Origin of the sequence: Phoenicibacter congonensis, assembly GCF_902386915.1 — a bacterium.
Lineage (GTDB): Bacteria > Actinomycetota > Coriobacteriia > Coriobacteriales > Eggerthellaceae > Phoenicibacter > Phoenicibacter congonensis.
Map to the genome: position 1 here is coordinate 407,379 of NZ_LR698997.1, position 23,221 is coordinate 430,599.

At 44.4% G+C, this 23,221-nt stretch carries 17 protein-coding genes, 1 tRNA gene and 1 other annotated feature (1 of these 19 running past the window's edge); of the genes, 17 read left to right on the forward strand and 1 reads right to left on the reverse strand.

The genetic code is table 11. From position 1 onward, the window contains the following. Positions 1 to 95: 95 nt before the first annotated feature. Positions 96 to 827, reverse strand: coding sequence for a hypothetical protein (locus FXZ76_RS01775; protein ID WP_079535415.1), 732 nt, complete (start codon positions 825 to 827; stop codon positions 96 to 98). Between the two features lie 49 nt (positions 828 to 876). On the opposite strand from FXZ76_RS01775, the gene FXZ76_RS01780 reads away from it, so the two are divergent. From FXZ76_RS01780 to FXZ76_RS01865, 17 genes are all read left to right on the forward strand, one after another. Next, positions 877 to 953, forward strand: a tRNA-Arg gene (locus FXZ76_RS01780). Between the two features lie 229 nt (positions 954 to 1,182). Further along, positions 1,183 to 2,070, forward strand: coding sequence for an undecaprenyl-diphosphate phosphatase (locus FXZ76_RS01785; protein WP_079535416.1), 888 nt, complete (start codon positions 1,183 to 1,185; stop codon positions 2,068 to 2,070). A 14-nt stretch (positions 2,071 to 2,084) separates the two neighbouring features. Then, entirely contained in the window at positions 2,085 to 4,433 is a 2,349-nt protein-coding gene (locus FXZ76_RS01790) for an ATP-dependent helicase (RefSeq protein WP_079535417.1), read from the forward strand. 52 nt (positions 4,434 to 4,485) lie between these two features. Continuing rightward, the gene (locus FXZ76_RS01795) at positions 4,486 to 5,865 is read left to right on the forward strand and encodes a putative manganese-dependent inorganic diphosphatase (RefSeq protein ID WP_079535418.1); all 1,380 of its coding nucleotides are present in this window, start codon (positions 4,486 to 4,488) and stop codon (positions 5,863 to 5,865) included. Positions 5,866 to 5,874: 9 nt separating this feature from the next. After that, positions 5,875 to 7,161 carry a phosphopyruvate hydratase gene (eno, locus tag FXZ76_RS01800; protein WP_079535419.1) on the forward strand — a complete coding sequence of 429 codons (1,287 nt, stop codon included), beginning with the start codon at positions 5,875 to 5,877 and terminating at the stop codon, positions 7,159 to 7,161. A gap of 301 nt (positions 7,162 to 7,462) precedes the next feature. After that, a complete protein-coding gene (locus FXZ76_RS01805) occupies positions 7,463 to 8,902 on the forward strand; it encodes an alanine/glycine:cation symporter family protein (protein ID WP_079535420.1) in 1,440 nt (479 codons plus the stop codon). A gap of 472 nt (positions 8,903 to 9,374) precedes the next feature. After that, positions 9,375 to 10,811 carry a class I SAM-dependent RNA methyltransferase gene (locus FXZ76_RS01810; RefSeq protein ID WP_079535421.1) on the forward strand — a complete coding sequence of 479 codons (1,437 nt, stop codon included), beginning with the start codon at positions 9,375 to 9,377 and terminating at the stop codon, positions 10,809 to 10,811. 241 nt (positions 10,812 to 11,052) lie between these two features. Further along, positions 11,053 to 11,727, forward strand: a complete 675-nt coding sequence (locus tag FXZ76_RS06400) for a hypothetical protein (protein WP_231961720.1) — start codon at positions 11,053 to 11,055, stop codon at positions 11,725 to 11,727. Continuing rightward, a complete protein-coding gene (locus tag FXZ76_RS01825) occupies positions 11,728 to 12,891 on the forward strand; it encodes an adenine-specific methyltransferase EcoRI family protein (RefSeq protein ID WP_079535422.1) in 1,164 nt (387 codons plus the stop codon). After that, positions 12,891 to 14,057, forward strand: coding sequence for an HNH endonuclease family protein (locus FXZ76_RS01830; RefSeq protein WP_079535423.1), 1,167 nt, complete (start codon positions 12,891 to 12,893; stop codon positions 14,055 to 14,057). The genes FXZ76_RS01825 and FXZ76_RS01830 overlap by 1 nt, the downstream gene beginning before the upstream one ends. A gap of 315 nt (positions 14,058 to 14,372) precedes the next feature. After that, complete coding sequence (locus tag FXZ76_RS01835) at positions 14,373 to 14,714, forward strand: hypothetical protein (RefSeq protein ID WP_147571507.1); 342 nt, start codon at positions 14,373 to 14,375, stop codon at positions 14,712 to 14,714. Between the two features lie 228 nt (positions 14,715 to 14,942). Then, entirely contained in the window at positions 14,943 to 15,722 is a 780-nt protein-coding gene (locus FXZ76_RS01840) for an N-acetyltransferase (protein ID WP_231961721.1), read from the forward strand. A gap of 281 nt (positions 15,723 to 16,003) precedes the next feature. After that, complete coding sequence (locus tag FXZ76_RS01845) at positions 16,004 to 16,504, forward strand: shikimate kinase (RefSeq protein WP_231961722.1); 501 nt, start codon at positions 16,004 to 16,006, stop codon at positions 16,502 to 16,504. Between the two features lie 165 nt (positions 16,505 to 16,669). Next, the gene (locus FXZ76_RS01850; protein ID WP_079535427.1) at positions 16,670 to 18,256 is read left to right on the forward strand and encodes a PucR family transcriptional regulator; all 1,587 of its coding nucleotides are present in this window, start codon (positions 16,670 to 16,672) and stop codon (positions 18,254 to 18,256) included. 540 nt (positions 18,257 to 18,796) lie between these two features. After that, entirely contained in the window at positions 18,797 to 20,137 is a 1,341-nt protein-coding gene (locus tag FXZ76_RS01855; RefSeq protein WP_197682086.1) for a cytosine permease, read from the forward strand. A gap of 73 nt (positions 20,138 to 20,210) precedes the next feature. Beyond that, entirely contained in the window at positions 20,211 to 21,302 is a 1,092-nt protein-coding gene (locus tag FXZ76_RS01860) for a DUF917 domain-containing protein (RefSeq protein WP_079535428.1), read from the forward strand. Between the two features lie 2 nt (positions 21,303 to 21,304). Then, a complete protein-coding gene (locus FXZ76_RS01865; RefSeq protein WP_079535429.1) occupies positions 21,305 to 22,858 on the forward strand; it encodes a hydantoinase/oxoprolinase N-terminal domain-containing protein in 1,554 nt (517 codons plus the stop codon). A 286-nt stretch (positions 22,859 to 23,144) separates the two neighbouring features. After that, positions 23,145 to 23,221 (forward strand) — a binding site (T-box leader); it runs 176 nt beyond the window's last position.

The window sequence follows — 23,221 nt, forward strand, 5'->3', positions numbered from 1 at the left end:
CGTTTAATTGGTTTTTTGGAGCTTCTTTTTGTCCTGCAAGCGCGCTGCCTTTTAAAATTTCTATTTGCAGAGCTTGTTTTCGTGAAGCAGTGAGATTATTGCACCGGCCAGCCTTTTGTGAGCGCACAAATTGCAGCAGTCTTTGATGGATTGGCGTTGTTTACAAGAAGAAATTGCGCACCCGTTTCTGCTTTTTGGATTGCTGTGTCTAAAAGTTCGTCAATGTGAGCCATTTTTTCATAATCAAATATAGCAATGTTGCTTGAAGCGGGTTGATAGTCGGCAGCAATAATTTCGCTTTCCCCAAAATTCGACTTATCGAATATCAAAGTCTTAGCCGACACCTTTCTCAGTCCAATCAATGCGCATTTTAGCTCTGTTTCGTTTGTAAACCCATGTAGCAAGTATCCATCTACAGGTTTCCCTGCGAACAGTTTAGCAATGAATTTATATTCGTCACAATGCTCATTAAGAGAATTTTTGTTGTTGTGATCCAGTGGTAACTTGCTAGGAAAAACTCGCACGAGTGGGTGCTGAACTCTCATGTTCTGTGTCATTTCAATGCTAATGTTTGAGAGATGCTCTGCTTCTTTTAGCGCATTCATTTTTCGTAATGCGCTAGGGCAAAAGTCAATCACATTTGTAACTACGCATTGAGCACCAGTGTTTATGTCAGCGATAATTGCATCTTGTACTACTTCTGGCTCAATATTTAGAGTCAGCGCACCGTCAGCATCAAGGTCTAATCCTGCAGAAAGCAGGTCACACCTTGCATTTTCTGCAATTGTGAGTACATCTCGATTGAGTCTAAAATCTAAATCCGCCATGACCTCATTATCTCACACACGAAGCGCTTCATTTATAATAATCACTTGCGCCCCTGTAGCTCAATGGATAGAGCACCGCTCTCCTAAAGCGGGTTTGTGTAGGTTCGATTCCTATCAGGGGCACCAGTGGCGAACTGGATGGCGCTACTGCGAATGTAAATTATCGTCTTGAAAAATTCATGGCACGAATGCCACTAGAATTTTTCAAGCTCAATTTTCATCCGCATTAGAACCATCGATTTCGCCACGAGGGAGCTGTCTCACCACGATAGCTTCGCCTAAACACTCTACGATTTGTTCGAGACACATTGAGTTTTGAACCAATGCATGTTTTGTTTATTAAAGTCAGGAAAAAATGGAAATAGTTGAATTATTTAAGGCTCTGTTCCTGGGAATAGTTGAGGGCGTCACTGAATGGCTGCCAATCTCTAGCACAGGGCACATGATTCTCGTTGATGAATTCATGAAGCTGAATGTAACGCCTGAATTTCTCGAGCTTTTTTTGGTTGTTATCCAAATCGGGGCAATTATGGCGGTTATTGTAATTTATTTCTCTAAACTCAATCCGTTTTCTTTAAAGAAAACACCACTAGAGAAAAAATCAACATGGCGTCTTTGGGGGCATGTCGCTGTTTCATGCATTCCAGCCGCTGTAATTGGCATTCTCCTCGACGACTTTTTTAATACCTATTTTTACAATGCGTGGACTGTTTCGCTCGCATTGATCATCTATGGCATCATTTTTATTGTCATCGAACGCAAAAACAAGAAGGAAGAGAGTTTCTTTATCAAGCATCACACTGGTACAACTAAACTTCGCTTGCATAAAGTAGAGACAGTCGACGAAATGGACTTAAAGACTGCGTTTAAAATTGGCTGCTTTCAGTGCCTTGCCATCATTCCAGGAACATCACGTAGTGGTTCGACAATCATTGGCGGCATGCTCACAGGATGTTCTCGCGTTGCGGCAACCGAGTTCACATTTTTTTTGGCAATTCCTGTTATGTTCGGCTGGGGTGCATTAAAGACCCTAAAACTGTTTTTAAAAGGTGTAGTTTTAAGTTCCACTGAAATTGGCGTCTTGATTGTCGGGATTTTGAGTGCTTTTATTGTTTCTATTATCTCAATTAAGTTCTTGCTGAAATATATTAAGAGCCACGATTTCACCGCTTTTGGCGTCTATCGCATAATCGTTGGCTTTGTTGTGATTGCCTATTTTGGCGTGAAAATGTTTCTTAGTTAATTTACGGAGTAATTGTGTCGTTAGATTTGTCTACTTTAAATCCCGCCCAACGTGAGGCGGTTGAAACTATCGATGGTCCTTTGCTTGTGCTCGCGGGTGCAGGAAGCGGAAAAACGCGTGTTCTCACATATAGAATTGCACACATGATTGAGGATTTAAACATTCCTCCTTGGGAAATTCTTGCCATTACTTTTACTAATAAAGCTGCCAAGGAAATGCACGAGCGCCTCATTGATTTAGTTGGATCTGTCGCGCGTGGCATGTGGGTCTCCACTTTTCACAAGGGTTGCGGAAGGATTATCCGTGCCAATGCCGATCTCATAGGTTTCACTGAGAATTATTCTATTTATGATCCAGACGACCAGAAACGCCTTGTTAAGGCGATTATGCAGGACTACAAATTTGATGAAAAGAGGTTTCCTCCAAAAACAATTCTTGAGGTCATTTCATCTGCTAAAAATAATCTTCAATTTCCTGAAGAGTTTTCAGTTTATGCATCCACACCTCTTGAGAAAACTGCATCCGAAGTTTATGCGGAATATCAAAAGCGCCTAAAGCTTGCGAATGCTCTTGATTTTGATGACATGCTTCTTTATGCATATGTTTTGTTGAGAGACGTCGAAAGTGTTCGCCGAGCCTACCAAAATCGTTTTAAATACATTCTTGTCGACGAATATCAAGACACTAACCATGTGCAATATGAAATCTGCAAATTATTAGCTGATGCGCACAAGAATTTGATGGTTGTTGGCGATGACGACCAGTCAATTTATTCGTGGCGCGGAGCTGACATTTCAAACATTCTTGATTTCGAGCACGATTACAAGAATGCAAAAGTTGTTAAGCTGGAAGAAAACTATCGTTCAACTGGAAACATTTTAAATGCTGCAAATGCAGTAATTGCAAAGAATAAAAATCGTAAAGACAAAAGACTGTTTACAAGTGGCGAAGATGGCGATTTGATTGGCGTTTATTATGCGTCTGATGAACGTGATGAAGGTCGTTGGGTAGCTGGAGAGATTGATAAGTCTCTTCGTAAAAAGGAAATTAAAAGTTACAACGATGTGGCCATTCTTTACAGAACTAACGTCCAATCACGTGTTTTGGAAGACATGTTTTTGCGTTGCGGTGTGCCCTACAGAATTATTGGTGGGACTAAGTTTTTTGAGCGCAAAGAAATACGCGATGTGATGGCCTATTTGACGCTTGTTACAAACACCGGTGATGACATGGCTTTTGAGCGCATTGTTAATGTGCCACGACGTGGGATTGGGCAATCAACAATCGAAAAAATTCGTCAAGAGGCATTGAGCCTTGGGTGCTCTGAGCTCATTGCAGCAGAGTCTTTGGCATCGTCGGGAAACCTTCGCCCTGCTGTTTCAAAAGCAATTGTGAATTTTTTAAACTTAATTCACGAAGCTTCGAACTATGAAGGAGAACTAAAAAACGTCGTTGGAAACATCATTGCCAAAACTGGCCTCATTGAAGAACTTGAGGCTCAGCAGACCGACGAAGCTCGCGACAGAATAGAAAACATAAAAGAGTTGCTTTCTGTTGTTGAAGAATTTGCTGAAAGTCGAGATGCTCAAGAAGAACAATTTGAAGCTCCAACCCCAGAAAACGATGGAGATGCTGAGGTTGCTACTGAAAAGCTTGGGTGCAATTTACCCGATTTCATCGAATGGGTGCGCTTGAGAACCGACCTTGATGCAGTTGCTGGTGAAGACGACTCGGTTACAATGATGACGATTCATTCTGCGAAGGGCCTAGAATTTTCTCATGTTTATGTTGTCGGCTTAGAGGAAGGCATTTTCCCCAACATGAATATGGGCAAAACTGAAGAAGACTTGGAAGAGGAGAGAAGGCTTGCATATGTAGCATACACGCGTGCAAGGAAAAAACTTGTGCTCACACATTCACAGTCCAGACGTCTTTTTGGCATGTGTGACCAAAATCCTGCTTCGAGGTTTTTAAAAGATGTTCCTGCCGATTTGAGAGAGAATCTTGGCATTGGCAGCAGTGGTTTTGAGGGATCCGGTTGGGAAAAGAGAGGTTCTAGGCGTGGCATTTCAGGAAGTGGAACTAACTACTACAACAGCGGTAAAGTCTCAAACGTTTCAAGTTCTAGTCAGACACGCGGCAAAAATGGTCCAATAAAATTTGGTTTTCAGCCGAACACAAGCTCTTCGTTCGGAAACGTTGGTGGTTCAAAGCTGTTTTCAAAAGGTGACCAGGTTGAACATAAAACTTTTGGACGAGGGTGCGTGTTGTCTGTTGATGGCGATAAAATCACAATTAAATTTTCTCGACTGAAAGAAACAAAGACTCTTTTGAAGGACTATGCACCCATCGTTAAAGTCTAAAAGATGAGAAACCCGTATAATAGTTTCAAAATGCTAGTTGAGGAGACCTAACATGACTGAGAAAGTCTTAGTGTTCGGACATCGCAATCCTGACAACGATTCTATTTCTTCAGCAGTCGCATACTGCTACCTTAAAAATAAACTTTCAGCTAGAAAAGAACGCTACCATTTCGACGAAGCTGGTTATGAATACATTCCAGCCAGGCTTGGTGACATGCCGGTTGAAAGTGAGTGGGTTTTAAGAAAGAATGGATTTGAGACACCAGTTTTGATAACGCACGTTTATCCTCGAGTTTGTGATGTGATGACAGAGAACCCAATTTCTGTTCACCGCAAAACTACAATGCTTGAGGCGGGGCGTCTTCTTCGCAAACACAACATTCGCTCACTTGTTGTTGAGGATGATGACAGAAAGTTCTGTGGGTTAATTTCTACACGGAATATTGCTGAGAGATATGTAGAGGCAACAGACGTTGTCGATTATGAGAACTACAGCAAAGGTGATGTTGCAAAGTCTCTCGAAGATTCTTTAGGTCAGTATGTTGAAGAGCTAATGAGCACCGACGTTTATACAATGGATAAAGACGTCGTTTTGAGAGATGCGATCCAAGAATTGATGGCCAGCGCTCTTCGTGAAGGTGTTGCACTTGATGAAGGGGGACATGCTGTTGGCATTGTCACGCGTTCTGACATTGCAACATATGGCAGACGCAAGGTTATTCTTGTTGACCACAACGAAACTCTGCAGTCAGCTCCTGGCATTGAAACTGCGCAAATTATGGAAATTGTTGACCATCATCGAATTGCAGATGTTACGACAACAGAACCAATAAAATTCTTGGGCCTTCCAATTGGTTCAACTGCAACTATTGTTTCTCTAGAGTTCGAAAAGCACAGAGTAACAATTCCGCCTCGCATTGCAGAGGTGCTTTTGTCGGCAATCATGACTGACACTTTGCTTCTGAAATCGCCAACGACTACTCATTCTGACAAAGAACAAGCCGAATATCTAGCTGACATTGTTGGTGTTGATGCTCTCGACTTTGGTCGTCAAGTGTTTGAAACACGCGGAAACGATGAAGAAATGGCGATTGACAAGCTGGTTGCTTCAGACGCTAAAGAATTTATGCTTGAGACCGACGTGATATTAGTTTGTGCGCATGAGACAACCAATCTTGATGCTGTCAAAGCTAGAGAAGACGAAATTCGTCAATACATGGATTTATTGCTTAAAACTAAGAAATATAAGTTTGTTCTGTTTATGGTTACCGATGTTATTGAAGAGGGTTCTCAATTCTATTGCGAGGGCGACCGAAAGGCTATGAACAGAGTGTTTGACATTGAGTGCAAGGGCAAAGGCGGAACCTGGATGCCCGGCATTGTTTCACGTAAAAAGCAAGTCGCGCCACGACTTTTAAGTTACATCAAATAAGGAGGAAAAATGGCTTGCATTACCGATGTGTTCGCCCGTGAGATTCTCGATTCTCGAGGAAATCCGACGGTGGAAGTCGACGTTCAGCTTGACGATGGTTCAGCTGGTCGTGCTGGAGTTCCCTCTGGCGCTTCTACTGGTGCATTCGAGGCTGTAGAGCTTCGTGATGGCGATAAAAAACGCTATCTTGGCAAGGGCACACAAAAGGCAGTCGAGAATGTAAACGGACCAATTGCCGACGAATTGATTGGCTGCGAGGCAGATGATCAGCGCTACGTCGATGAGCTAATGATTGCCCTTGACGGGACCGACAATAAAGGCAAACTTGGAGCTAATGCGTTGCTTGGAGCATCATTGGCGGTTGCAAAAGCGGCTGCGGAATCGGCAGGTCTTCCACTTTATAAATATATTGGTGGAGCAGCGGCCCACACTCTTCCTACACCGATGATGAACATCTTGAATGGCGGAGTTCATGCCGACAATAACGTTGACTTCCAGGAGTTTATGATTATGCCGGTTGGGGCCGAGTCTTTCGCAGAGGCTCTCCGCTGGTGCTCTGAGATTTATCACTCGCTCAAAAATGTTCTTCATGAAGAAGGCCTTGGCGGTGGCGTTGGCGATGAAGGTGGTTTTGCCCCAAATCTCAAGACGAACGAAGAGCCGCTTGAATGGATTGAGAAGGGCTGCGAGAAGGCTGGATATAAGCCTGGCAAAGACATCATGTTTGCAATGGATCCTGCTTCGACCGAGTTTTATGACGCTAAGAAGAAAAAGTATGTTCTTGCAGGCGAAGGCCGAGAACTCACAAGTGATGAAATGGTGGATTATTGGGAAGCTTTGGTTGACAAACACCCAATCATTTCGATTGAAGATGGAATGGCAGAAGAAGACTGGGAAGGATGGCAAAAACTCACCGAGCGCATTGGTGATCGAGTTCAGCTCGTTGGTGATGATCTGTTTGTAACTAATGCCGAACGTCTTGCAAAAGGAATTGAGCTTGGGTGTGCGAACGCGATTCTCATTAAGTTAAACCAAATTGGAACTTTAACTGAAACCCTTGAGACTATTGAACTAGCAAAAACCCATGGCTACACTTGCGTTATTTCTCATCGTTCTGGTGAGACAGAAGACACTACTCTTGCTGATTTGGCAGTTGCTGTAAACGCAGGTCAAATTAAAACAGGTGCACCTTGCAGAAGCGACCGTGTTGCAAAATACAATCAATTGTTAAGAATCGAAGAGCAGCTTGATTGTGAAGCAAAATATGCCGGCCAGGATGCTTTTTATAATCTTTAGGCATCTCGCTTTTTAACAAATGTGCTAAAGGCGTCTCGTTTTCGAGGCGCCTTTTTTGTCCTTCATTTTTTCTTTATCTAAATAGGTGAATATACTAATTTTGTCGATAAAGATAATCGCAGTTTTTATTCAAAAAAATCAATTTTGTTCATTTTTTAACCCTGTTTAGAAAAAAAGTAGCCTCTGAACTGGGAACTATTTTTTAAAAATGTACACTATTTGGTGTATGTAAAGTTGGAGGAGAACTATAATATAGATGTTCTGTTTTGTTCTGTCGGTAGTATCTGCAAAGGAGGGGAAAATGGATTTTATCGGATTTCTTAACGGCCCTGTCCTCGATGGGGTCAACACAATCAATGGAGTTCTAACCGACTATGTTTTGGTTGTTTTGTTGATTGCAACTGGACTTTACATCTCCATCAAAACAAAGTTTGTTCAAGTGCGTTGTTTTGGTGAAGGATGGAAAAGACTCTTTGGAAACTTCTCTCTTAAAGGTGAGAAAAAAGAAGGTCAGATGAGCTCGTTCCAATCATTGTGCACCGCTGTTGGTGGACAGGTTGGCACTGGCAACATCGTTGGTGTTTGCGGCGCTGTTCTCGTTGGCGGTCCTGGTTCAATTTTCTGGATTTGGATTATTGCTTTCTTCGGAATGGCAACAAACTACGCTGAAGCAACTCTTGCTCAGAAGACAAAGACCAAAGATGAAACAGGAGCTACTATTGGTGGTCCTGTTTACTACATCAAGGCAGCATTTAAAGGCGGCTTTGGCAAGTTCATGGCTGGATTCTTTGCTGTAGCTATCACTCTTGCTCTTGGCATCATGGGCTGCATGGTTCAATCAAACGCAATGGCTGGAGTTATTTCTTCAGCTTCTGGTGGGGTTATCCCTACATGGGTAGTCGGTGCAGTTGTTGTAGCTCTTTGCCTCTGGGTATTCCTCGGCGGCACAAACCGTCTCGCTGGCATCACTGAGAAAATTGTTCCTTTGATGGCTATTGGTTACATCGTTGGTGCACTTGCTGTTCTTCTCACGCACCTTCCACAATTGGTTGAGGCATTTGGTTTGATTTTCAAATATGCTTTCACTCCATGGAGTGCTGCTGGTGGCGTTGTTTTTGCTGTGTTTGCTGCAATTTCAAAAGGTGCAAACCGTGGTCTTTTTGCAAATGAGGCTGGCATGGGTTCAACACCACATGCTCATGCGTTGGCAGAAGTTGAAAAGCCACATGATCAGGGCACAGTTGCTATGATGGGCGTGTTTATTTGCACCTATTTCGTAGTTACTTTGACTGGTCTTGTTGTTGTCACAACACTCTTCACAGGCGACGGTGCTGTTGCCCAAGCAATCGCTACACAAGGTGCTGACGGTCTTGCACAATTTAGCAAGAACACACTTGCACAGCAAGTATTTGCTACTTTGTTCACTGCAGGCCCTGCTAACTGGTTTGTTGCAATTGCATTGTTCTTCTTTGCATTCTCAACAATCATTGCTTGGAACCTCTTTGGAAAAATCAACATTACATATCTGTTTGGCAAGAAGGCAGTTGCTCCATTCTGCATCATTGCATGCATCTGCATGTTCATTGGTTCAATGGTAGAGTCTGATCTTGTTTGGGCGCTCGCCGACTTGTTTAATATGATTATGGTTATTCCAAACGTTGCAGCTATCATCGCTCTTGGTGGTGTGGTTGGAAAGATTGCTCTTGGAAAAGACAATTCTTTTGGCATGGAAGAAAAATAGGCCTGTAATTACGATTTTGCAATTATTCTAATTTCTCGCAGAGAATATCTCACAGAACAGTTCATGACCCGGGTTCCAACTCGGGTCATTTTTTTATCAGCAAAGCGGAGTGTCAGCTTTGATTACCCAACAAGATTTTCCAACAAGATTTTTATTCACGGTTAAGCGTTTTTCTGTGTCATGATTCACGGGGGAAAGCAATGTTGTGCGTTTAAAATAATTTTTTAGAACACTATTTAGCTGCATGCGTTACAGAATAACTGTTCACTTGGGCCTTTTTTTGTTTCTAGCGTTTGACTTAAACACGCCAGCGTGAGTTTTGTTGACCCTAATGCACACTTTGAGCGTTCACGCTGTTGGGAAGGTGTTTTGTTTGGTGCTTCAATGAACCACACTTATTGAGATTAAGTGCTTTTCTTTTCTTAGTAGTGAGTAGGAAGGCAAGTGTTGCAGGTTATGGCACAATTTTCTTATGAAAGAAACGGTTGAAATTTTAAGAATGGCCTATGGTAGGGGTGCTGTCGCAAAGTTAAGCAATGGTAAGACTGTCTTTGTGAAAGGCGGAATTCCTGGCGAGATGTGTGAAATTGAAATACTTGAAGATCACGAGCGCTTTGCAGTTGCAAGAATTGTTAGTAGGGGAGTTCGAGCTGAAGAAATTCCTGGTGCTGACTGGGCAGACCTCTCCTATAAATTGCAGTTAGTTTACAAAAAGAGCGTCGTGCGAGATGCACTTGTTAGGAATGGAAGATTCGACGAAGGATTCGTTGATTCAGTTCTTCAAGATGTTGTCGCTTCAGAGAACGAGTGGAACTATCGTAACAAGATTGAACTTGCCTGGATTTCTGGGCGTTTGGGCATGATGGATGAGGGGACGAACAATTTCGTTACAGTTAAGTCATTTCCGCTTGCTTCAAAAGCAATTGAGAAATCGCCAGGAGCACTTGCAGGTTCTTTAAAATTTGCGCTTCATGGCGATGAGTGTGGGCTTTTTAGAGTCGGAATTCGCCACAGTGAGCGAACAGGTGATGTTCAGGTTGCTCTTTGGACAACTCCTGGATGGTTTCCGCGCCACGAAGTTTCAAGAGTTGTTCAGGATGCAGTTGGTGCAACTTCAGTTGTCAGGATTATTGCAGAAGGTGGCAAGGCGAGAAGAATTAAGCAAGTCGAAGTTCTTTCTGGCGATCCTCTTTGGCGTGAAAATTTGTCTGCTATCAAATATGGAGTTTCGGCCCCTTCGTTCTTCCAAGTCAACACTAATCAGGCTGAGGTGCTTCAACGGCTTGTGATTAAAGCTATTGAGCAAGACATTGATTTAAAAAAAAGCAATGGCACCCAGGCGTCTTACACTGAAAGAGGATCTTCTTTAGGGGAGCACTCGACTTCTTGTTTTGAGAGTTCGAGCAACGAAGTGAAGGCATCGCGCGTTGGAGAAGCCCACATTTTTTGTGATGATGGCAAAGATGCTAAATCACCTCATTTGATTAGACGAATTGCCGATTTTTACTGCGGATGTGGTACGTTTACCCTCCCACTTGTAAAAGCTGGATTTGATGTTGTGGGGGTTGAATTAGCTGGATCATCTACTAGGGATTTAAAGAAAAATCTCGACAGCAATCGTTTGTCAGCAAAAGTGATTTGTGACGATGTTAGGTTTGCTTTAAAAAAGATGCCAGACTTTGATGCATGTGTCGTTGATCCTCCAAAATCCGGTCTCGATAAAGAAGTCGTCAACATGTTGATTAAGAGGGAACCAAAAAAGATTGTATATGTGAGCTGCGACCCAATGACACTTGCGCGCGACCTAAAACGATTTTGTGAAGCTGGCTATTCTGTTAACGAGGTAACGCCTGTTGACATGTTTCCGCAAACACATCATGTGGAGACGGTAGCTCTTCTATCTCGGTAATTTGCGTCGAAGTCTTTAATACCGGTTTTTATCAGCCCGAAGGACGTGGGACTGCCGAAGCATAAACCGCAGTCGACGTATGAGAACATCCGCGATTACGTCCAGAAAACGTATGTACTGAAGGTCAGCTCCTTGTACGCCGCGCAGACGAAGGACGAGTGCTGACTTGAAACGCAGACCGACAGGTCAGACGAAAAGGAGCAACCGAAATTGCTGCCTGAGAAGCGCGAGGCGATTCTGGATGCGTTCCGTCATTTCGGACTCATGGGAGAAGACGAGGGTTGCTACTCCGACTGGAACCACGTCGAGGGACGTCGATCCGCTGATGTGCATGAGCAAGACGGTGTTCAAGAACGGTCGGGTGAGTATTGTTTACGTGATGAACGGGTGGAATCGTTTCAAGGCGGCCTGCGATTTCATGGAGTGGTTCGAGGGTCTGGCGAGCTACCGGACGGTGGCCATGCTGCCCCAGTCTGGGGCGTTCGTTCTGGCTGGAGCCGCTTGCAAGTCCGTGCTCGAGTTTGACCGACGCGACAAGCCTGCGAAGGCGACTCTTGTTCTGGTGGAAGCGGCGGGAGAAGCTGCGGTGTTCCGAAGGAATAACCGCAGGTCAGAGGCGTGTTGCGTATGGATAAAAGATTATCTACGATGTATAAATGTGCAAATGATTAAAGGAGGTCTAGCCGTGGCGAACATGTTCAAGAAAAATGCTGCCGACCGCGAGGCCGAGCAGAAGAAGATAGAGAAGGCCATCGTCGTCGACGAGACTGCGGACGAGAAGCGCACCACCCTCTCGCTGTCGCTCACCGCGAGCGACAAGAAGGCGCTCAAGATGATGGCTGCTGAGAAGGAAACGACGATTGCTGCAATCATCCACGAGTGGGTGCAGGAGCATCTTGAGGAGGAGAGCGAGTAAATGGCTGGAAACACAAGCCTTAGTGCAGCAAAAGATGCCAAGAACGACGAGTTCTATACACAATACAGCGATATTGAAGCAGAGATGAATGCTTATGTTGAGTTCAATCCTGACGTGTTTCGCGGTAAGAAGATTTTGCTTCCGTGCGATGACCCTGAGTGGTCGAACTTCACGAAGTATTTTGCAGCTAATTTTGAACGATTCGGTCTAAAAAAGCTGATTAGCACGTCCTATGCGAAGGGCGCTGGAAATAAGCAGCTGACACTGTTTGAAATGGATTCTCCGCTTTATGATGCTGACAAGCATGACGACCACGGAAAGGTTTTTACGCTTACGTGCGACAAGGACGGCTCTGGCCGCGTGGATACAGACGACATCGAGTTTTCGGGATACCTCGAAGGGGACGGTGATTTCCGTTCTGCAGAGGTCAAGGCACTGCGTGATGAAGCGGACATCATCATCACGAATCCACCTTTTTCGCTGTTCCGCGAGTTTTTGGGATGGATTATGGAGGCAGGGAAACGATTTGTAATCCTTGGCAATATGAATGCTATTCCTTATAAAGAGGTTTTTCCATATTTGAAAAACAATGAAATCTGGCTTGGTTACAAGTCGCTGAATCAGGACATGTATTTCGACGTGCCCGAAGAGCGCCGTCAGTGGCTTCTTGAAAACAAGAAGGAAGGCTCGGCATACAAGATTATCGACGGCGTGGTTATGGGCCGCTTGGCTTCTGCGTGCTGGTTTACGAACTTAGACCACGGTAAGCGTCATCAGCCGTTGTTGCTCGATACGATTGAGCACAATTTGAAATTCAACAAGCGATTGCGCAAGAAATTTGAAAAGGAATATGGCGCGGTTGAATACCGTAAATATGATAATTATGACGCCATAGAGATTCCTTTTACTGAATGCATTCCATCGAATTATGACGGCGTGATGGGTGTTCCGATTACGTTCATGGATAAGTATTGTCCTGAGCAATTTGAAATTATCTGGCAAGCAAGTGGTAATGCTTATGCCAATGCACCGGCCGATATTTTGCAGGAACTGAAATTTGACCCCACCGTGAAATATGGAGGCGGATTGGGAACAGCTGTACTTAATGGAAAAGCAAGGTATTCACGCATTCTCATTCGTTCGAAGAAAGGAGGTAATGCCTAATGAAGACAACTTTGCACACGGATTGGACGGTCGGTGACGTCTGCAAGGGTTTCGTGTTTGACCGCAACGAGGGCAAGGGGCTGTTCGGCCTCGACGGGCAGCTCATCATTCAGCCCGAGTATCAGCGCAACTATATCTATGGCGACGGCAAGCGCGACGTGGCCGTTGTCGAGTCCTTGTTGAAGAGCTATCCGCTCGGCCTGATTTACTTCGTGAAGAATGCTGACGGGATGTACGAGGTTCTGGACGGACAGCAGCGCATCACGTCTTTTGCCCGCTACGTGAACAAGTCATGGCCGTTCGCCGTTGAGCTGGACGGCAAGCCCCGCTATTTCGACAGTCTGGATGCTAACCAGCAGAAGCTCATTGTTGACGCGCCTTTGACCATCTATGTTTGCGAGGGCGAACCGTCGGAGATACAGGCATGGTTCGAGACTATCAACATCGCCGGAGTGCCGCTCGTGAAGCAGGAGATGCGCAACGCAGCCTATCATGGGCCGTTCGTGACGAAGGCGCGCGAGGTGTTCTCCAACATGGGTAACGCCAACATGAACCGTTGGCAGACATACGTTTCGGGAGACCCGAAGCGTCAGGCGATTCTCGAAACCGCGCTTGAGTGGGTCAGCGATGGCAATATCGACGACTATATGGCGCAGCACCGCTACGACGTCGATATTGACGAGCTGAAGAACCATTTCGATACGGTCATCGACTGGGTGGATTCCGTATTCGAGTACACGGGAAGCGAGATTTGCGGGCGCGAATGGGGTCGGCTGTACCGCGAGTACCACAAGAACGCCTACTCGAAGGACACGGTAGCCAAACGTGTGAATGCCCTGCTCGATGACTCACAAGTCGGCGATAAAAAGGGCATCTTCGAGTACGTGCTGGGCGGCGAGAAGGATTCCCGCCTGCTCAACGTCCGCGTGTTCGACAAGAAAACCATTAAGGCGGTCTATCGCAAGCAGACAGCTGCGGCGGACGCTCAGGGCGTGTCGAACTGTCCACTGTGTGCCATCGGGCACGATGCAAACGCGAAGCGCATCTACAAGGAGTCCGAGATGGACGCCGACCATGTGACCGCATGGAGCAAGGACGGCGCTACGGACGAGGCGAACTGCCAGATGCTCTGCAAGACGCATAACCGTGCGAAGGGCAACCGATAGCGAGCATGCAAAGCCCGTCGCCCTTTTGGGCAGCGGGCTTTATGATTAAATACGTATTTACGCAATTCATCATATAGAAGAAACTTACGTGAAAACCTATAAGCAGAAATTACGGGAGGAGTGAACCTATGGCACGAAAAAATCTCAAGACATCTGATGCCACCCATCCACTCTCCTGCATCCTGTACATCCGCGTCTCAACCCCACCGATAGGAGCTACGGGTGCAAGTTCAACGACCTGCAAAGGCGTCTGAGCGACTTGTGTGGCCGCGACGCCGGACTTGGCGGGGCGCGTTGGATGAGGCGCAGGCTAAGATGACCACTGCCGAGAAGCGCATGGGCGGAGAGCGCAGGCTTCTGGAAGAGCTTGACCGCCTCCCCGAGCTGCTGGAAGGTGCGGACGAGCAGACTCGCTTCGACCTTATCCATGAGGCCGTGAGCGAGGTGCATATCCTGCCAGACAAGAACTCGCGCAAGGAGCGTGTGGTTGCCAACCTGACCTTCAAGTGCCCCGTGCGCTTCTTCTGGGAAGAGATTCCCGGCATAGCCGATGCATATACGCCGATGATGCCCGATTCTCTGGGTGAGAATAGCTTCCGAGATGACGAGGCACACGTCAAGACGATGGCCTCCCTCCAGCCCGCCGTATTATTATAGGTAGAAATAGCACTTGGACATATTTCCGCAAACGGAGAACAGATGTAAAAGCGCCGTTTTTCGGCTTTGAGCAGTTCCCGCGAATGGACGGAATTGTGTACGGAATCCAGACATTCAGGTGCTTTTCTCGTGCCACTTCGAGACGGCTGTTTCGATGGCGCGTTGAATTAGTTAACTGGGTTAAGATGTGAAATCGATATAATTCCTCATAAAAGTTACTTCGGCAATATGGAAGGAATCATGATTATGAACTACATCCACGTTACCAAAGACAACATCGACAAGGAACACATCTGCTGTGCCATGTCAGGCAAACAAAGTCTTGCAAAGAAAGAATGGCTTAGACAACACTTCGAAGAGGGTCTTGTTTTCTATCGAGCCGATGCGAGAGGCAAATGCTTTGTTGAATACATTCCTGCTGAGAGTGCATGGATTCCAATCGACGCCGACGGTTATTTTTACATCAATTGTCTTTGGGTTTCTGGTTCTATGAAGGGGCATGGTTATTCTGGAGAACTAATGAATGAATGCATCCGGCACGCCAAAGATGAGCGCAAGCATGGGATTTGCATTCTTTGTGCTGAAGGGCGCAAACGTGAATATCTTGCTGATCCAAAGTTCCTAAAACACTGGGGTTTTGAAGTTGCAGATGTCTCAGATTGTGGAATTAATCTAATGTATTTACCTTTTAACCCAAAGGCAAAAACGCCAAAGTTTAAGGAATGTGCAAAACATCCAAAGGTAAATGAGCAAGGATTCGTTCTTTTCTACACTGATCAATGCCCTTTTACTTGTTATTGGGTCCCTCGTGTTGAAGAAGTTGCGAAAGAACGTGGGATTCCATTCAGAGCAGTTCACATTACCGACAGAGAATCTGCGCAAAGTGTTCCTGCTCCGGTGACTACATATGCCCTTTTCTTTAATGGGAAATTTGTGACGCAGAGCATTCAGTCTGACAAGAAGTTTTTAAAACTTGCTGCCAAGCTTGACGATTCCACAACTGGGTAGGTGAGCATCGAGCTTTTCGGTCTAGTTTTGAGACTTGTTCTTGCCTGCATTCTAATCGCTTTTGAACAATAGGAATTCCTCCAATAAGCTTTGTTTTTTGGAAAGCTAACTAGTTAGAGTTTTTACTGCCTCATTGTTTATAGAGGATGTTTTCTAAATGAATGCTAGTTGCTATTTTAAATTTGTGTTTGAGGTTAGGCTTTGCCTTTGACCTTGGCAGAAATTAATATTTTGCTAGTAAAATAACTCTTCTAAATCAATCATTAACTTGAGGTGAAGCTTTGAGAAACATAACGTTTATAGGGATGCCTTCTTCGGGCAAATCAACGATTGGTGTTTTGCTTGCAAAACGTTTGGGGATGAGTTTTGTCGATCTTGACATTGTTATTCAGGAAAACACTCAGAAAAAATTAAAAGACTTAATTGACGAGTTTGGGCAAGAGGTTTTTTTGGACATTGAAGAAGAGACTGCTTGCGAGCTTGATGTCTCTAATTCGGTCATTGCGCCAGGTGGCTCAATTTGTCATGAACAAAAAGCAATGGAGCATCTTAGCGACATCTCAACTGTTGTCTATCTCTATATTTCTTATGATGAAATGGAGAGGCGAGTTGGCGATTATGTTGCGCGCGGCGTAGCTATCCCAGAAGGCTACACCTTGCGCGACCTTTATGACGAACGCTCTTCTCTTTATGAAAAATATGCAGACATTAAAGTCGATGAAACTGGCAAGCATTTTGACAAAATCGTTGACGAGCTGCTAGTAATTCTGGGTGGCAAATAGTTTTTGAGAATTTGGCTTGTTTTGGCCAATCAATGATTTTATTTCCAGCTTGCAAATTTAACCTTTGTTTTCATGAACTGCTAACTCGCATGTGAATTACTATTGAACTAGCATTCACTTTGAAATTTTTTAGCGACAGCGGATCTTTGCGAAAGTGAGACTTGCATGAGCGTCACTGTTTCCGACTTAATGAAATTGCCTTCTTTGCGACGGGCTAAAGTTGTTGGTGGCAAGGGCGGTTTACAAAACATAGTCTCTGCAATTTCGGTGCTTGAATCAACTGATCCAGATATTCTTGTTAAGGAAGTGTTCCCTGGCGACACCTATGCTGGTGGAGAAATTATAATCACTGGTTTTGTTAATTGTCTTGACGAAGTTGATTTGCAATGCGCTAACATGTTGCGGTTAATTGAGGGCGGCGAAGTTGCCCTGGTTCTCTATTATGTCGGCCTTTATCTTCCAAAGGTAGACAAGCGATTGATAGACATTGCCAACGAACATGATTTCGTGCTGATTTGCATGCCGGAGGGTCAAAGGAATCTTCGCTATAGTGATCTAATTTCGGAAGTTTCTGAAATGATCTATAAAGACAGGGCGGAAAAAGTAACTCTAGTCTCTGACATTCTTGCAAGGATGTCTTCGTTGCCGCATCACTATCAAACGGTTGCGACTGCTCTTCAGATGTTGTGTGCCGAAATGAATTGCTCTATTGTTTTGAGCACGAGCACTGGTACAATTCTAAATTTGGCTGCATGGCCAACAGGAACGCAAGACGAGCTTCGTGAAGAAGTTGAAAGAATTCTTTCCGAATTTGGTAAAGAGCCGGAGATAAGCACTCTTTTGCCAGGTGCTACGATTTATCCCGTTGCAATTCGTTGTGATTCATCCGAATCTTTGTTGCTCACTCTAATCAAAAGAGGGCGACCTCTTTCTTCTGAACTAATTAAACAAGCGGGCGACACAGTGAGAATTTGTGTGAACATTTGGGGAAAGCAGCATGGCACGGTTGCAATTCATGAGTTGATTCGTGCGATTTTGCAAGATGAGCCTCTTCGAATGCGCCGACTTGCTGAAATTTTCAATGTCAGCGTAGCTGATATTAGTGAACTTTGGATGCTTTGTGGTTGCAACGCCGAAGCTGTTGAAGCAAGAATGGATGACGATGTAGTGCTTGCAAGACAGTGTTCAGAAATTGTGATTGGGTCAATTTTTGAACAGCATCCTGTCATGTGTCTCAGCGCACCGCGTTCGTTAAAGGATGCAGAAATTGTGCTTGAAAGGTTGCTTGCGTGCGCCCAAGATGAATCACCAGATGCCGTCATAGTTCGATGTGGGTCTCTTGAGAACACCACTGAGTGCAGGAATGCATATCTTCTAGTGGATGATTATCTGGAGGATGCAAAGTTGATTTTCCCAACTAAGAAGACATTCCTTCTTGGAGACATTCAATTTGCAGCCTCTTGCAGAGAGCAAGTTGAAAAAGGCGAGGCGCAGGCTTTGAGAAACACAACACCTTTGACCATTTTGGAACTTGATTGTGATTATAAAGATTTAATAATCACAGCTTGCACCTATTTGCTTGATTGCGACAACAGTGTCACAAAAACCGCTGAGACGCTGTTTATCCATAAAAACACTGTGAAATATCGACTTCAGAAAATTAGTGAAATTCTTGGGTTTCGTTTGGGAAAAATGCCAGAAACTATTGATGTTTACAAAAGTGCTGCGATTTATAGACTGCTTAATAGCTAAACTTGCTGCTGGCAGAAGCATTTCCTTTTAGATTTTTTTGGCATAGATGACAAAAGGGTGGAATTATCCTTTTGTGCCGACTGATTTTTTTAAGGTAAATTACTGTCGTTTTGTTTCGCTTGGTGCTATAGACGTTCTTCCTTTAATGAAAATTAATCATGTTGCTAAATAGTTAAATGTGAATTCCTGCGCTTAAATGTTGGTTTGTCTGAGTGCACAAACAGTTATTTTTAAACGGGCCTTCTTGGCTATATCACAGCAGAGTTTGGTCGGCAAGAAACACTAAAACACCAGTTAGCCCCGTTGAGGGATGGAGTTGTTCTGATTGGTGCTAAATTCTAGATTGTCCTTTTGGACAATTGATTATTCATTATTTTTGCCCTTTTGACAATTTTCAAGCTGTTTTCTCGATGATATACTCGCGATTAATCTAGCTAATGATTGAGAAATTCTCTTGTTCTTCGTGATTCTTTTAAAAAAACTAAAAGGTTTTTGCTAGTTGCCTTTTCAAATTGCTGAATTTAAAGGGAGGTGTCTATTGTGAGTAAGGTTGATAGCGGTTTTACAATTGATGAGTCTAAACGACAAAGCTGGCTGTCTATTGCGGCAGTTTGGGCCGGAGGAATGATTTGCGTTCCTTGTCTTCTGGTCGGTGGCGTTCTTGTTCAAAGTGGACTCAGTTTAGCAGAAATATCTTTATCTATTTTGATTGGCTATGGTTTTATTTGTCTCTACATGATCTTTATCGGAATGCAGGCTTGCGACACTGGTCTTCCTGTTGCTGTTCTTGCTTCTGCTTCTCTTGGTAAAAAAGGTGCCCGCTACATCATTAGTTTTCTTCTTGCATTTGCTTGCATAGGATGGTTTGGCATACAATCAGCAACTTGTGGAGCGGCTTTTGCCAACATGATAGCGGCATTAATTGGTTTTGAGGCAACTCCTCAGATTATAGCTGGATGTTCGATTTTTTGGGGCATCGTGATGCTTTTAACAGCTTGTGTTGGATTTAAAGGTCTCAAGTGGCTAAACTACCTCGCTGTGCCTTTGCTTGTTGTTGTTTGCTTGTGGGGTCTATATGCTGGATTTTCAACGTACAATGGCGCGGCTATTCTTGCTGATTATGCACCTCAAGCTTCTGCAGGTTTAGTGTTTGGAATATCTATGGTTGTGGCTTCTTTTGCATTGGGCGGAGTAATCTCTGCAGATTATTGTCGATTTGCAAAAAGCCGAGCTGATGTCGTAAAGTCTTCTCTGGTTGGTGTGCTTCCTGCTGGTTTCTTGATGTTGTTGGTTGGATCTTCGATGAGCATTGTGACTGGGGAGTATGACATCAGCATTATATTGACTTCTTTGGGAGTTCCTCTTGCGGGTCTTTTAGTGTTAATTTTGGCTACATGGACCACTAATGTTACTAATGCCTATTCTGGTGGTCTTGCTCTAAGCAATTTTCTTGGATTTGATGAAAGCAAGTTTAAAATCACCACCGGTGTTGCTGGTGCTTTGGGAACGTTGCTTGCGGCATTGGGTTTGCTTAGTGCGTTCACTGGCTTTCTGTCTTTGATGTCTGCGTTAATTCCGCCATTAGCTGGTGTGCTAATCGCTTCCTATTGGGTGATTGGAAAGGGCAGAGTTGATAACTATTCTTTCCGCGAAGGCTTCTCTATTGTTGGAGTTTTCTCCTATTTGTTTGGCGCTTTTATTGCTTGTGTAACTGGCGGAACTTTTGCTAATTTCCCTACTCTGATTGAACTGATGCCTTTTTTGAACACACCGTTCTTTGTTGGGCCAATCAATGGCATCGTTGTTTCCTTTGCTGTATATGCAATTTTTAGAAATGCTCTTCCTGAAAGAAAAGCGAAGAAGGTTAATGTGGAGGCTTAAAACGTCGTATTACAGACTCTGTTTTGTCTGTTTTAAATTTATCAGGTAGTTTAGAGAAAGAAGGAAAAGTACAATGCGGAAGATTGAAATTCCGGAAATTGAAGACATTGCAACTGGCGCAGCACTGCTTGGCGCTGGCGGTGGGGGTGACCCCTATGTCGGGAAACTTGTTGCGATGGGCGCTGTGCAGGAAATGGGTCCTGTCACATTGCTTGACCCAGATGAAGTTCCTGACGAAGCATTGATAATTCCTATTGCAATGATGGGTGCACCAACCGTGTTGGCTGAAAAGGCGATTGGCGGAACCGAATACAAAAAGCTTTTTGACATGGTTTCGAAATTTTTTGGCGAAGAAATTTTTGCATTCATGCCAATGGAAGCAGGTGGAGTGAATTCAATGCTTCCGATTGCGGCCTCAGCGAGGCTAAACCTTCCAATGGTTGACGTTGATGGAATGGGTCGCGCTTTTCCCGAATTGCAAATGGTCACGTTTACAATTGGCGGAATTAAGGCAACACCAATGGCACTTGTTGACGAAAAAGGCAACAGTTGCATTTTTGAAACAATCACTAATAAATGGACAGAGGAGCTTGCGCGTGCTGTAACAATGAGCTGTGGTGGTTCGGTTTCAGTGTCTTTATATCCGATGACTGGCAAGCAAATGAAGGACTTTGGTGTTCGCGGAATTGTCACTCGAAGTGAGAAACTTGGGCGTGCGATTCGAACAATCAAGGATAGCAAAGACAAAACACCTGAGGAACATTTTCTGGATTTGTCGCAAGGACACAAGCTTTTTAAAGGAAAAATTGCAGACGTTTTGAGAGAAACTCGATCTGGATTTAACTTTGGGAAAGTTGTTCTTGAAGGCATTGGGGAATTCAAAGGACATGAGGCATTTGTAGAATTCCAAAATGAGAATTTAACAGCGACTGCTGACGGGAAAATTCTTGCTACAACGCCAGATTTGATTTCACTTGTTGACGTTGAGACTTTTATTCCAATCACAACCGATGCGTTGAAATATGGCAAGCGAGTTATGGTCGTTGGACTTGAGTGCTTCCATCTCTGGCGAACAAAAGAGGGCCTTGAGCTAGTCGGTCCTCGCTATTTTGGTGTTGACACCGACTACATTCCGATTGAAGAGCGCTGCAAGGGGGGCGAATAGACATGTATAAACTTGGAATCGATGTTGGCGGCACAAACACCGACGCAGTTTTAGTAGACGAAAATAGAAACGTAGTGTCTGACATTAAATATCCAACTTCGTCTGATGTTTATGAGGGAATCGTCGGCGCAATGCGTGAGGTGTTGAGCGTTTCTGGAGTTAATCCTTCTGAAATCAGACAAGCAATGCTTGGAACAACACAATGCACAAATGCAATCGTCGAGAGAAAAAATTTAGCGCCAATTGGAATCTTGAGAATCGGTGCTCCTGCTACAACTGGAATCAGGCCAATGGTTGATTGGGCTGAAGACATCCAGTCAATTGCTGTTGGCAACAAAATAATTGGCGGAGGTTCTGAATATGACGGAAAAGAACTTGCGCCTTTTGATGCAGAAGGAGCAAGACAATTCTTTATTGACATGAAGAACAAAGGAGTCAAGTCAATAGCGATATCAAGCGTTTTTTCGACAGTCAGAAACGATTATGAACTTGAAGCCGCAAAACTTTGCAGAGAGGTGATGGGCGAAGATGTCCATGTTTCTGTTTCTAGTGAAATTGGTTCTATGGGGCTCATTGAGCGTGAGAATGCAACAATTCTAAACGCTGCTCTTTGGCAGGTTGCCGAGCGCTTCACCGACGGCTTTGCTAAAAGTTTGCAGGATGAAGGCATTGTTAATGCAGATGTCTATTTAAGCCAAAACGATGGCACGCTAATGACAATGGATCATGCTCGAAAATATCCTATTCTCACAGTTGCTTGCGGGCCAACAAATTCAATCCGAGGTGCAAGCTATCTTTCAAACTTGAGCGATGCTGTTGTTGTCGATGTCGGTGGAACCACAACCGACCTTGGCGTTATTCAAAATGGCTTCCCAAGAGAATCAAGTGTTGCTGTAACAATTGGTGGTGTGCGAACTAATTTTAGAATGCCTGACGTAATTTCGATTGGCCTAGGCGGTGGCTCAATTGTGAGAGTTACGCCCGACGGTGAAGTGACAGTTGGCCCCGACAGTGTTGGATATGACATCACAAATAAGGCACTCGTCTTTGGTGGTGATGTGATCACTGCAACCGACGTTGCTGTTCGTCTCGGCATGGTAGAACTTGGTGACGCAAGCCTCGCTAATTCGATTCCTCTTGAAGTTGCCAAAAAAGCTATGTCTGAGATTAGAAACCTGATTGAAGATAGTGTCGATGCTATGAAAGTCTCGAACGTCGATGTTGAACTTGTTCTTGTTGGCGGCGGATCTATTATTCTTCCTGACAAGATCGCTGGCGCTTCGAAAGTTGTAAAGCCTGCGCATTTTGGTTGCGCTAACGCCATTGGATCTGCTATTTCTAAGGTGAGCGGAACATTTGAAAAACTCATGAATTATGAGGAGTTGCCGCGCGAAGAGTCGCTCGAAAAAGCGAAAAGCGAAGCAATTGAATTCGCCGTTGAGGCCGGTGCAGTGCGTGACACCGTAGAAATTATCGAGGTTGAAGACGTGCCGCTTTCATATTATCCAGGGAATACTAACCGGGTTAAGGTTAAAGCTTCCGGTAATCTCGCCTAAGCTGCGGCTAATCCTGGGCGGCATCTTTGCGCTGCAACACATTGGGAAGTGCCCGAAGTATGGCTCCTCAGTGTTTCGCGTAAATCTGCTCGCTCAGGATTACCCTTAAATCTATCAACATTTAGCACCTCGTCTTTGCGCAAGAATCTGCTCCTCCAACTTTGCACTCGCATCTCTATTGTGGATTGGCATTTATGTTAATCTTGAGATGTTTCTAATTCTTTAAATTCTAAAAATGTATTGACAAAAAGACAGAAGTTGTGTTTTATTAGTAGCACGACAATAGTCGAAACCGTTGAAGTGGAGATAACGGCGAGATACGACGCTACAGAGAGCCTGCGATGCTGAGAATCAGGCGCGAAA